Below are 12,087 nucleotides of genomic sequence, written 5' to 3' on the forward strand. Positions count from 1 at the left end.
CCACCATCGCGGGAAAGAATCTCCGGCTCAGCCACATCGCACCCCAGAGTCGCGCCGGACGACGAGCGACGTTCTGCCGCTGCGCGCGTGCGATCCATTCCGGGGACCGTTGCGGCAGCGTTCGCGTTCGCGGGACGGTCGCCAGGACCGAGGGCACGCCCAGCAGCCGGCTGCGTAGCACGGACGCGCGCGCAGGGCGACTGCCGTCGCGCTCGCCTCGCGCCCGCGGGGCTCGATGGGCGTGGCGGTCGCGGTGGTCCAGCGCGCGCGGGGCAGCGATCGTCATCGCTGCGAGGCGGCGCGCTCCCGGCGCCGCGGCGCGGGCAGTAGAGTTTCCGCGGATGATCGCGCGGGACCCGTTCGGCTGGGTGGGCAGCACCATCGGCGGCAAGCTGCTGGTGGACGCCGTGGCCGGCGAGGGGACGTTCGGCGTGGTCTACCGGGCGACCCACCTGGGGTTCCAGGAGCAGGTGGCGGTCAAGTGCCTGAAGATCCCCGCAGATCTCCTGCCGGAAGAGCGGCAGTCGCTGCTCGACACGTTCGAGCGCGAGGCCCGGCTGCTGCACCGGCTCTCGCGCCGGACGACGGGCATCGTCCAGGCGCTCGACGTCTCGGCCGCGACCTCGCCGGAGGGCTGCTGGACGCCGTACATCGTCATGGAGTGGCTCGAGGGAGAGACGCTCGCGCAGCACATCGAGGCGCGGCGCGCCTCCGGGCGCGCGCCGTACTCCGTCGACGAGGCGATCGATCTCCTGGCGCCCGCGGTGGGCGCGCTCGCGATGGCGCACGACGAGAGGGTCTCTCACCGCGACGTCAAGCCGGCGAACCTGTTCCTCGTCGAGATTCCCGGCGCGACGACGATCAAGGTCGTCGATTTCGGCATCGCCAAGGTGATCGACGCGTCGATGCCGCTGTCGAAGGCGCTCGCGGAGACGAGGCGAGCCGTGGTGGCCGCGGCGCGGGCCGTGAGCCCCAGCGACACGACGCAGGTGCTCCCGACGTCGCCGACGTTGCACGTGTTCACGCCGCTCTACGGCGCTCCGGAGCAGTTCGAGCCGAAGCTCGGCGCGACGGGGCCCTGGACGGACGTGTTCGCGCTCGGGCTCGTGCTGCTGCAGCTCGCCTCGGGGAAGCAGCCGATCGACGGGCGCGACTGGGCCGAGCTCTACCTCGCCGCCGTGGACCCCCGCAGGCGGCCGTCGTTCGCGAGGCTCGGCGTCGAGGCGAGCCCCGCGCTCGAGGCGGTCGTCGCGCGGGCCGTCGCGGTCGAGCCCGCAGCGCGCTTCCGGGACGCGCGCGAGCTCGGAGAAGCGCTCGCGTCCGCGCGCGCCGGCTCCGCGCTCCGGCCGCCGGCTGCCCCGCTCTCCGCGATCTCGCCGAGGGCCGACCAGGCGTCTCCGCGGGGTCCGAGCGCGGCGCTCCCGGCCGCCTCGGCGCCCGTGGACGCCACGAAGGTCGCGGCGCCCGCGGGCGGGGCGAAGGTCGCGGCGCCCGCGGGTGAGTACCGTGTCTGCACCGTGCTCTCCGCGGAGATCGTCGCCGGCGACGACGGGCAGGAGCCGCTCGATCCCGAGCAGGAGCTGGAGCTCCGCGAGGCGTGCCGCGAGCTCGTCCGCGAGCGCGTCGAGGCGCTCGGGGGCGTCGTGCAGGGCAGGAGCGAGGGCGTCGTCACCGCGCTGTTCGGCGCGCCGCGCGCGAGCGACAACGACGCCGAGCGCGCCGTCCGCGCCGGGCTGGAGCTCGCGTCGCTCGACGCCGCGTCGCTCCCTGTCCAGCTGCCGCCGCGCTCCCGGCCGAGGTTGCGCGTGGGCATCAGCACGGGGAGGCTGTTCGTCAGCGGCGCGACCGGGCGGGGCGCCCCGGTCGACGCCTCCGGCGAGGCCTTGAAGGCGGCCGCGCAGCTCCAGCAGGCCGCCGTGCCCGGCGCGGTGCTGATCGCGCAGCCCACGTTCCGGCAGGTGGCCGGGCTCTTCCAGGTCGAGCCGCAAGGCGACGGCGCGCCGGGCTTCCGTGTGCTGAAGCTCGCGAGCGGATCGGGCGCGGGATCCGATTTCCTCGGCCTCGACACCCGCTTCGTCGGGCGGGCGGCGGAGGTGCAGCGGCTCTCGGAGGCGCTGGAGACGGTCATCGCGGAGCGGCGCGCGACGTTCGTCTCGGTGATCGGCGCCGGCGGCATCGGCCGCAGCCGCCTCCTCGCCGAGGTCCGGACGAGGGCGCTGTCGCAGGCGGAGCCGTGCATCGTGCTCGGCGCTGCGTGCTCGTCGCTGTCGATGGATGCGAGCTACCACCTCGCCGCGTCGCTGCTCCGCGCTCATTTCCGCGTCCAGGACGGCGACGCGCGCGACGTCGTGCTGCGCAAGCTCGCGAGCGGCGTCCTCGGCGTCGACGCCGGAGGCGAGGCCGGCGGCGCGCCGCACCCGCTCGCCCTGGAGGACGCGCTGGCGGAGGTCGCGGCCGTGCTCTGCCCGTGCCCGGCGGCGCAAGCCGCGCCCGCGACGGCGATCGTCCCCGACGAGGGCGGCGCCGAGGTGGCGAAGCGGGTGGCCGCGGCCGTCGCGATGCTGCTGCGAGCGATGGCCGCGCGCGGAGCCGTCGTCGTGCTGCTCGACGACATCCACTGGGCGGACGACGCCAGCCTCGACCTCTTCGACGATCTCGCCGTGCGCCTGTCGGACGCGCCCCTGCTGCTCGTCGGTGCGGCCCGGCCCGAGCTCTACGAGCGGCGGCCGCACTGGGGCGAAGGGAAGGCGAGCCACGCGCGCCTCGATCTCGGCCCGCTGCCGCGGCGGCACATCGAGGACATGGCGCGCGAGCGCCTCCGCCTCGTCGCGCGCTGCTCCGCCGAGGCCATCCGCGCCCTGGCGGAGCGCGCCGAGGGCAACCCGCTCACGCTGACCGAGACGCTGTACCTGCTCATCGACGCCGGCGCGCTCGAGCGGCGCCTCGGCGAGCCCTGGATCCTGCACGAGGAGCAGCTCGCCCGGCTCTCGTTGCCGGCGACGATCCAGGGCATCGTCCAGGCGCGGCTCGATCGGCTCGACGGCGAGGCGCGCGCGGTCCTGGCGCAGGCGGCCGTGGTCGGCAGGACGTTCTGGAAGGGCGCGATCGACCACCTGCGCGGCGCCGCGCCGCTCGACGGCGGCGGATCGAGCACCGCGGACGTGCTGCGGCGGCTCCGGGATCAGCAGATCATCCAGGCGCGTGACGCGTCGACCTTCCCCGAGGACTGCGAGTACGTCTTCGCCGAGGCGGCGACCCAGGAGATCGCCTACGAGACGCTCAGCCTCAAGGTGCGCCGGGCCATGCACCGCGCGGTCGCCGCCTGGGTCGACGGCGTCTCGGCGGGGCGCTCGCCTGCGCGCGCGCCGCGGGGGCTCGGGGAGGCGCTCGCGGCGCTCCACCATGATCGCGGCGGCGACGCGCGGAGCGCGGCGCTCGCCTACGCGCGCGCGGCGGCGAGCGCGTCGTCGCTCGGGCAGAACGCCGAGGCGCTGCGGCACTTCGAGCGGGCCCGGGAGATCCACGCGAGCGCGGCGGACGGCGCCCCGGCGGGGGGCTCCGCGGCGCGCGCCCCTTCGGCCGCCGCGCCGGGGGGCGACGAGCGCCGGCTGTTCGCCTGGCACGAGCGCGCGGCGCTGTTGCTCGACGTCGGCGACGCCCTCCGCAGGGCGGGCCGACTCGACGAGGCGGAGCGCGCGTACCTCGAGGCGCGGACGCGGATCCTCCGCGTCGAGCGGCGCGCCTCCGCCCCGCCCGCGCAAGGCCCGGAGGCGGCGCTGCTCTGGGATGCGCGCGTGGATTTCCGCCTCGCCCTCGTGCTCAAGGTGCGCGGCGCGACGGCCGACGCGCGCGCGCTGGTCGAGCGCGCGATCTCGCTCGCGGAGCGCGGCGGCGCCGCTCCGGAGACGCTCCCCATGTACGGGCTGCTCGCGGCGCTCCACCGGCGCGCCGGCGATCTCGACGCGTGCCGCGCGGTCGCGCTCCGGAGCCTGCGCATCTGCCGGACGCTGCATCGAGGCGACGACCGCCGCCGCGTGGCGGCGTCGCAGCTGCTCCTCGCGCTCGGGACGGTGTTCTACTCGCGCGGTCGGCTGGCGCAGGCGGAGCGCTGCTACCGCCAGGCCGCGCGGGCCGTCGACGAGCGCGCGTACCCAGAGGCGCTGGGCTTCGCGCTGAACGGCGTCGCGGCCGTGCTGTTCGCGAAGGGCGATCTCGGCGGCGCGCGGGAGGTGTTCGCCCGAGCGCTCGCGCTGAAGGAGCGGCTCGGCGATCTCCAGGCGATCGCGTCGGGGCACAACAACCTCGCGGAGGTCGAGCTCCGCCTCGCGCGCCCGCACGCCGCGCTGGAGCACGCGCGGCGCGCCGTGAGGCTGGGCGAGCAGGCCGGCGCCGGCGCCGATCTCCCGGACGCGTACCGCAACCTCGCCGCCGCGCTGCTCGCGGCCGGCCACGTCGGCGAGGCGATCGAGTCCGGCTGCGCGGCGCTGCGGCTCGCCGAGGTGGGCGGCGGGCGCGTGTACCTCGCGGACGTCGCGCTCGGCCTCGCGCGCATCTGCCGCGCGGCCCTCCGCGACGCCTCGACGCGCCCTCGCGCCGAGGCGGCCGTGGCGCAGCTCTCCGCCTCGCTGGCGGCGCATTTCCGCGACGGCGAGCTCGCGGCGCGGGCGGGCGAGTGCCGCGCGCTGCTCTCGGATCCCTGAGGCGCTGACCCTTTCTCGTCAGGTAGCGCGACGTGCCGCGCGGGAGACGTTCGTCATGATCAAGGCTTGGAATCAGGCAGCTATCGTTCTGACCGCCGCGGCCGCGCTCGGCTCGGCGGCGCTCGGGTGCGCGTCGGATCCCGCGCCGCCGGGCGGGTGCCCTGGCGCGCGCGCGGCGTCTGGCGCGTGCATCGGTGTCCCCGCGGGAGCGCTCTGCGACGGGGACTTCTGCGCCGCGTCGGTCGATTGCGCCGAGGTGATCGAGGTCCCGAGCGCCGCCGCGCTCTCGCAGGCCACCGAGGCCGCTCGACCTGGGGCGTGCATCGCGCTCGGCCCTGGCGCCTACGGCCCGATCGATCTGCCCCCCGGCGTGAGCCTGCTCGGCCGCGGCGCCGGCTCCGTGAGCGTCGCGGCGGTCTCGCTCGCGGCCGGTGACGGCGCCGTCCTCCGGGCGTTGACCGTGGGCGAGGGCGGCGTGCGGATCGCGGCCGGCGCCCGGGCGCGGATCGAGGCGGTGCGCGTCGTCGGCAGCGCGTCCGACGGCGTGACGCTCGGCCTCGGCGCGTCGCTCGACCTCGTCGCGTCGGCGATCGAGGGCTCCGCGCGGTACGGCTTGAGCGCGTTCGACGCCGGCCGCGTCTCCGTCGTGCGGTCCGTCGTCTCGGGCTCGCAGGGGCCGGGGCTGTGGGCGCAGTGCACCGGCGGCTGTGACTGCGAGGCGCCGGTGGAGCTCCACGTCGAGGACGCGCTCGTCCGCGACAGCAAGGTGGTCGGCGTGTCGCTCGTCGGGGCGCGCGCCTCGATGTCTGGCGTCGAGATCAGCGGCAATGGCCTGATCGGGTTCGATCCGAGCGGCGGCATCTCCGTGTCCGGCTGCTCGACCCTCGACGCGGCGGCCCTCAAAGTCGCCGACAACACCGGGTTCGGTCTCCTGATCGATCGCGCGAACGCAGCCCTCGGAGAGAGCGGCGAGGGCTTCGAGGTGAGCGGCAACCAGCCCGGGATCTGGATCCAGCACACGACGCCGGAGCAGACCGTCCAGCTCACGGGAGGCCTCCTCGAGAAGAACCGGGCCATCGGCCTGGGGATGAGCGGCGACGCGCGCGGCATCATCATCGACGGCATGCGCATCGCCGGGACCTTCGCCGACTCGGCGGTGGTGAGCGCGGACGGCGGGCTCGCCCAGGAGGTCGTCGGCGACGGCGTGAGCTGGCAGGAGCGCGCGCAGGCCGCGATCTTCGGGCTCGTGCTGAGCGGCAACGGGCTCGAGTCCCTCAACCCCTCCATCCGCCCGTCACGCCGCGCGAGCGTGCTCATCGACGGCGGCGTCGGTCTGGACAGCCGCCTCTCCGCCGTGACGCTGGAGGGCGGCGACGAAGCGGCGGGCATCGTGCAGCAGCATCTGCCCGCTGACGGCATGAGCCCGCTGCGCGACGCAGATGTCCCGCGCATCGTGACGAGCCCGGAGGCGCTGTTCTCCGTGCCCGTCGCGCCCATCGCGCCGGCGGCGCTCGACGCCCCTTGAGGCCTGCATCCGCGCGGCGACGGCCCGGCTCCGGGACCGCGTCCCGAGGTGAGCGCGGGAGCGCGTCGGGCCCACAAATGGACCGACAAAAAGTAAGTGGGCCCGCCACACTCGCTTTCCGCTACCGTTGCTCCCTTCCGGGCCTGGCGGGGTTCACGGCGCGCTGTCGGCGGACCCATGAGGTCCAGGCGCTGTTGCCTGACGCAGGGACTTCGTAGTCGAACCTCGTCCCCATGTCGAGCCCCACGGCGCGCGCGGTGGCGATTCGTGGGCCATGGCGCCTCGGCTCCTTCGCGAACGCAGCGCCGCCCACGCCGCCCACGTTTGGTTCCTTCCTCGGAGCCATCGGGGGGTGAGCGCGGTGCGAGTGGAGGCGTGAGCGTGAGCTGCGATCGGGGTGTGCAAAGGGTGGTGGTGTGAGCGCGGAGCGATCGACCTGGAGCGGCATCGGCCAGGACTTGCCTCGTTCAGGAAGCCCCGTACGCTTGGAGGAGTCGTGAATCCGTTCGATTCCGAGGACGAGGGACGGGGCAGCCGGCTGATTCCGGCGCTTCTCTTCATCGGCTCCGCAGCGCTGGCAGCGGCCGCGCTCCGGTTCGCCTGGCAGCAGCCGGTGATCATGGCGGCGGTGCTCAGCGTGGTTCTCGTGTTCGCCGCGGCCCGCTGGCTCGCGCGCCGCAAGCTGCGCCGGCTGCTGCGCTCGGGCGATGTGGGCTCGGTGCTGCGGCGCTGGTCGTCGTCGCTTCACCGCGTCCCGCACCCCGCCACGATGGCGCCGCTCATGACGGCGACGGCGTTCGCCGCCTATGGTTGGGTCGAGAAGGCGCGCGCGGCCATGGCCGCCGCCGAGCGGGGGCCCGCGTGGGAAGCGGCCCTCGAGCACCGCCTCTTCCTCGACACGCTCCTCTGCACCTTCGAGGGCGATCGCGACACGGCGCTCGCGCAGGCGGGTCGCCTGGCGCGCCTCCCTCTCCCGGACATCAGCTCGCCCTTTCGCAGCCGGGTGGTCACCCTGCGATCGGCGGCCGGCGCGCTCGCCCGCGCCTTCGCTCACACGAGCGTGCCGGGCGACCGCGCGCTGCTGGAGCGCGCGAGCGAGGCCAGCCCGCTCGTCTTCTGGGCCATGCGCTACGCCGCGGCCGTCGTCGCCATCGACGAGGGCGAGCTCACCCGCGTCGAGGAGCTCCTCGCCGACGCGCCCTCATGGCCCCAGGAGTCGACGTTCCGCGCCTTCCACGACGAGATCGCCGATCGCGCCGGCCTTCCCCGCACGGCGAGCGCGTAGCGGGCCGGTCATCGCGCGCCGCTGCGCGCGGCGCCGACCCGGAACGCCGGTCCTTCCAGAGGGCGCGCCGTCTTCGCGTTCGCGCCGGCTCAGCCCTGGAACAGCGTGCGGATGTAGCAATAGGCGCGCGCCCCGGGGGCTGCGCCGGCGGGGTCTTCCGGCGCGTCCGGCACGAACGCGCCGAGCGCGCCGAGCGCGCCGCCGAGGGTGAACGTGCGCAGCATGATCCTCGCCTGCGTGCCCGCGAAGCACGGCTTGCGGTAGGCGATCTCCACCCTCCGGGCGAGCACCGCCGTGCTGTGGCCCTGCGCCGAGAGACGTCGCAGCGCGGCCTCCGCGAAGAGCCGCGGGTACACGAGCGAGTTCACGTGCTGGTTCCCGTCCGTGTGATCCAGGCCGAACACCACCGGGCTCGGATCCAGGGTCGGCTTCGCGTCGAGCGGCTCCGCGCCCTCGGGCAGGCCCATCAACGCCTCCGGCGAGCGAAAGTCGTAGCGCTCCGGCGGCACCGCCGGCAGATCCGGGGACTCGAAGCGCAGCACCTTGCGCGCCTCGGGCGCCGCGAAGGGCCGCGTGAAGACGTGCTCCGCGAACACGCGACCGACCTGGATCGGCTCGCCCGCGCCGGGCGGCGGCGGGCCGTAGGTCCGGCTGCGGCGCCCGCTGGCCGAGAGCCACATGGCCAGGATCAGCCGGTTCACGTGGGAAGTGGCGTCCTCCGTGTGCGCCAGCTGGTAGCGGCCATGCAGCTCTAGCGCCTCCCGCGTCGCGATCGGCCCCTCTCCGCCCTCGATGATGAGGCGGGTGAGGATCGGGACGATTCCTTGCGTGAGCATGAGCGCCTCGACGGGGCTCGCCCGCAGGAGCTTCATCCAGACCGCGGGCCCGAGGCCGTGCGGCAGCGCGTCCAGCATCACCCGTCCGTTCTGGCTGACGTCTTCGAAGCGGAGATGCATGACGGCGGTCGCCTGCTGCTGCTCGGGGACGCAAGGCTCGTCAGGGAAGTAGTGCATGCCCCGTCTCCATAGCTGACGCCGCCGCGCGCCGCATGGATCAGCGCCTGGGCGCCGCTATGGCAGGCCAGGCCGACGGCGCGGGTCCATGGTACGATCGCCGCGTGACGCTCCTGAAAATCGCCCACATCGGCAACCCTGTCCTCAGGCAGCGAGCGCGTGAGGTCACGCCAGAAGAGCTCTCCTCCCCTGCGATGCAGGCGTTCATCGACGATCTGGTGGAGACGATGCGCGACGCGAACGGCGCGGGCATCGCCGCCACCCAGGTCCATGTGCCGGTCCGCATCTTCGCGGTCGAGGTGCAGAACAACCCCCGCTATCCGTACAAGCCGAACATCCCGCTCACCGTCGTGGTCAATCCGGTGATCGAGCCGCTCACGCAGGAGACGTTCGAGAACTACGAAGGGTGCCTGAGCGTCCCGAACCTGAGGGGTGTTGTCGACCGCACCACCGAGATCCGGCTCACCGGCCTGGATCGCGACGGGAGGCCGATCGACCGCGTCGTGCGCGGGCTGTCGGCGGGCACCTTCCAGCACGAGAAGGATCACGTCGACGGCGTGCTCTTCGTCGATCGCGTGAAGGATCCGCGGACGCTCTGCACCTGGGCGGAGTTCGACCGCTATCACAAGCAGCCCTTCGTCGAGCGCATCGTCCCGTTCATCCAGCGGATGGGCGGCTGAGGTGCCTCGTCGCGCGGGTCTGCTCCTGCGTGTGATCGCTGCGCGGACCAGAGCGCTCGGCACGAGCTCGAGCGCTCCCGCGGATATGCGCCTCCGCTAGCGCAGGCCGCACGTCTCTCGCCCGCGCTGGCGGGGAGGGACGTGCGGTGTCTGCTGGCGGGGAGCGATCAGGCGCCGCCGCCGGTCCGTTCTTCGCGCTCGATCTGCTCCTGGTAGGCGACGCTGTAGCGCGCCCAGGGACGCAGCTTGAGGCGGCGGTAACCGATGGGCTCGCCGGTGCCCTCGCACATCCCGTAGCTCCCTTCCTTGATCTTCGCGAGAGCACGGTCGATCTCGGCGAGCACGCGGACATCGCGCTCCAGGAGCTTCGACGTCAGCGACGTCGCGCCCTCGGCGTTGGCCTCGTCCATCTCGTCGCCGACCTCGCGCGAGATGTCGCGCTCCGCGTGCTGCCGCTCATCGATGTTGGCGACGAGGCTCGCCCGGCGCTCCTCGAGCGCCTTCCTGAGCTCGTCGAGCTGCTCCTGCGTCAGATCCGGGAGATCGGAGTCGTCCGTTTCGGGCGCCGCGCGGCGCACGGGCGGCCTCGGCATGGCGGCTGCCGGCGTGGCAGACGTCTCTGGCTGCGCCGGGCTCATTCCGTCGCGACTCGCACCTTCACGGTTGTTCATTGTTTCCTCTCATCTTTTCGGTGGCAATTCGCGTACCGATCTTGAACGTGGGCGGACGAAGCACGCGCGGCGCGGTGACCAGGGAACACGACCGAGCAGGAGCAGCCGCGCCAGCTTACTGGCTGTGGTGATAGCGCATCCACGAGCCTATGGCTTCGTGATGCCGGCCATTCGAAGCCCTGCCGCGACGAGCGCGCCGATGTCCTCGAGCACGGGCTTCGACACGTTGATCGAGATCTCGGCCCGCGGCGCGGCGCCGCCCTGCTGCTGGGTCGTGACGAACATCAGCCCTTCCCCTTTGTGGGGGAGCTTTGCCAGTGCTTCGCCGAAGATGCGAGCTTCCTGAGGCAGCGCCACCGGCGCCGCGCCGGGCTGATCCAGCGTCGAGAGCACGCTCTGAAACGTGCGGGTGATCGGGGAGAGCGTCGAGAATCCACCCCAGGCGAACTTCCCGGTCTTCAGCTTCTCGAGCCCCGGACGTGACGCGAGCGTCGCTGCGGTGGGCGCGCCCGCTTTCACCGAGGCGAGCCGCCTCAGCAGGTCGCCCTTGTCGTGTCCGAAGGCGACCCACGTCGTCTTCTCCTCACCCATGACGAGGAGGTGGAGCGTCATCGTCAGCTTGGGCCGCTGCTTGCCCTTGGCGGCGGGGGTCGAGCTCGCGTCGTCGTCGAGCCGCGGCAGATCGCGGACGATCTGGATCTCGACGGCGAGCGACGACTTCCCGAGCTCCTTCGGCGCCTGGACCGCCTTGACCGTCGGCAGATCCTTCGGATCGACGTCGATCTCCGGGAGCCGCTTGCGCAGCCCGGGCGTGTTGTAGGCGGTGACGGCGTTCTTCACGTACTTGATGAGCGCGTCGGGCGCCTCCTCGAACCCGAACAGGTTCCAGCCGACGAAGCTCCCCATCATCTTGTCGAGCGCCTCGTTCGGCGTCGGCTTTCCGGCCTGGGCAGCGGCAGGAGGCGCGTCCGGGTACCCGTGGGCGGACACGCTCGGCCCCTGGTTGATCGGCAGCGAGAGGAGATCGGCGAGCGCCTTGCGATCGGCGGGCTTGCCGATCTTCTCCTTCTCCAGCCACCCTTCGAGCATCTCGCGCAGCGTCTTCAGGATGCCGCCGTAGTGCGCCGGGTCGTAGCCGTGGTCGAAGAACGCGCCGGCGCTGTCCTTCGGCGCGCGCCAGTACAGCGCCGGCGCGGCCGCGGCGCGGTTCGCCCTGTCGGCCATCGTCTTGGCGACCCACGACGACTGGCCCCGGAGCTCCAGGGCAGCCGTGAAGTTCACGCAGGACTGGTTGTCGACCTGGAGATCGACGACCGCCTTGCTCGCGTCGTTGATGAGCGCCTCGAGCTCCTGCTGAACGGAGGTCGCCGCGTCAGTGAGCGCCCGGTCGAACTGGGGCTGCCCGATCGAGAGCTGGCTCTGCGCGAGGATCGGGAGCCCGCCGAGCTGCTGCTTCGCCATGCCGCCGAACTTCGTGCTGAGCGGGACGAAGCGGACCTCGCCGTGGAGGTCGCGCGCCTCGGGCGCGAGCGTCGGCAGCGTGCGCGCGAGGTACGGCCCGAGCGTCGTGACGTCGCGGTCCCGATCGCCGCAGAGGAGCCGCGCGGGCGCCGATCCGGCGGACGCGGCGAGGAAGCAGCTCGACGACGAGGGCTCCTTGCCGCCGATCTTCCACATGCCGGGCTTCACCTCGGTGAGCGCGGCGCCCGCCTCGAGCGCGCCCCTCGCCCGCTCGAGCGACGTGAGCCCGAACGACACGGCCGCCACGGGCTTGCCCCGCTTCGAGCTGTCATCGAGCGCGACGATCAGGTGCACCGGCGCGTCGAGCGCGAGCACCGTGGCGAGCTGGTCCGTGTCGATGGAAGGGCTCACGAGCTCGCCCAGCACAGCCGAGGAGAACGCCTGCGCGCCCGTCTCCGCGAGCGCCGGAGGCAGCCCCGCGCACGTCGCGATGCTCGACAGCGTGGCCGCGGGGTTGCTCCAGCGGAGCACGCCGACGACGTCGGCCGGCTCGGCGACGGGCGATAGATCGAACGCTGGGCTGGCGGCGACCTGGGCAGGCCCGGCCTTGACCTCGCCTTGTCCTGCTGTCGGCGCGACAGGCGCGGGCGACGGCCCGCAGGCGAGGGAACTGGCCATCAGGACCAGGGGGGCGATCGGCAGGAGGGTTCGCATGAGCGCCGGTTATACGGCTCCCGGACATCCGAGTCGAC

At 73.5% G+C, this 12,087-nt stretch carries 7 protein-coding genes and 1 other RNA gene; 4 read left to right on the forward strand and 4 right to left on the reverse strand.

The annotated features are described in order from the left end of the window. The first annotated feature begins 341 nt into the window (after positions 1-341). Together WMF46_RS48215 and WMF46_RS48220 are read left to right on the forward strand one after the other, a co-directional pair. On the forward strand, positions 342-4,700 hold the full coding sequence (locus WMF46_RS48215; protein ID WP_437983415.1) for a serine/threonine-protein kinase: 4,359 nt from the start codon (positions 342-344) through the stop codon (positions 4,698-4,700). A gap of 55 nt (positions 4,701-4,755) precedes the next feature. Then, positions 4,756-6,225: a hypothetical protein gene (locus WMF46_RS48220; RefSeq protein ID WP_437983416.1), complete on the forward strand. Its 1,470-nt coding sequence runs from the start codon at positions 4,756-4,758 to the stop codon at positions 6,223-6,225. A gap of 91 nt (positions 6,226-6,316) precedes the next feature. Here WMF46_RS48220 and ffs read toward each other — a convergent pair. Continuing rightward, positions 6,317-6,406: signal recognition particle sRNA small type (gene ffs / locus WMF46_RS48225), an RNA gene on the reverse strand. A gap of 315 nt (positions 6,407-6,721) precedes the next feature. On the opposite strand from ffs, the gene WMF46_RS48230 reads away from it, so the two are divergent. Continuing rightward, positions 6,722-7,510 carry a hypothetical protein gene (locus WMF46_RS48230; protein WP_437983417.1) on the forward strand — a complete coding sequence of 263 codons (789 nt, stop codon included), beginning with the start codon at positions 6,722-6,724 and terminating at the stop codon, positions 7,508-7,510. A gap of 89 nt (positions 7,511-7,599) precedes the next feature. Here the strand turns inward: WMF46_RS48230 and WMF46_RS48235 are convergent, their stop codons facing one another. Continuing rightward, complete coding sequence (locus tag WMF46_RS48235) at positions 7,600-8,523, reverse strand: hypothetical protein (protein WP_437983418.1); 924 nt, start codon at positions 8,521-8,523, stop codon at positions 7,600-7,602. 104 nt (positions 8,524-8,627) lie between these two features. On the opposite strand from WMF46_RS48235, the gene def reads away from it, so the two are divergent. Then, positions 8,628-9,203 (forward strand): peptide deformylase, encoded by a 576-nt coding sequence (gene def, locus WMF46_RS48240; RefSeq protein WP_437547902.1) that lies wholly within the window; start codon positions 8,628-8,630, stop codon positions 9,201-9,203. Between the two features lie 167 nt (positions 9,204-9,370). On the opposite strand, the gene WMF46_RS48245 is transcribed toward def, so the two are convergent. After that, on the reverse strand, positions 9,371-9,796 hold the full coding sequence (locus tag WMF46_RS48245; RefSeq protein ID WP_437983419.1) for a TraR/DksA family transcriptional regulator: 426 nt from the start codon (positions 9,794-9,796) through the stop codon (positions 9,371-9,373). Between the two features lie 225 nt (positions 9,797-10,021). Then, on the reverse strand, positions 10,022-12,049 hold the full coding sequence (locus WMF46_RS48250; RefSeq protein WP_437983420.1) for a hypothetical protein: 2,028 nt from the start codon (positions 12,047-12,049) through the stop codon (positions 10,022-10,024). Positions 12,050-12,087 lie beyond the last annotated feature (38 nt).

It is taken from the genome of Sorangium sp. So ce117 (assembly GCF_051524395.1).
GTDB classification, from domain to species: domain Bacteria; phylum Myxococcota_A; class Polyangia; order Polyangiales; family Polyangiaceae; genus Sorangium; species Sorangium cellulosum_B.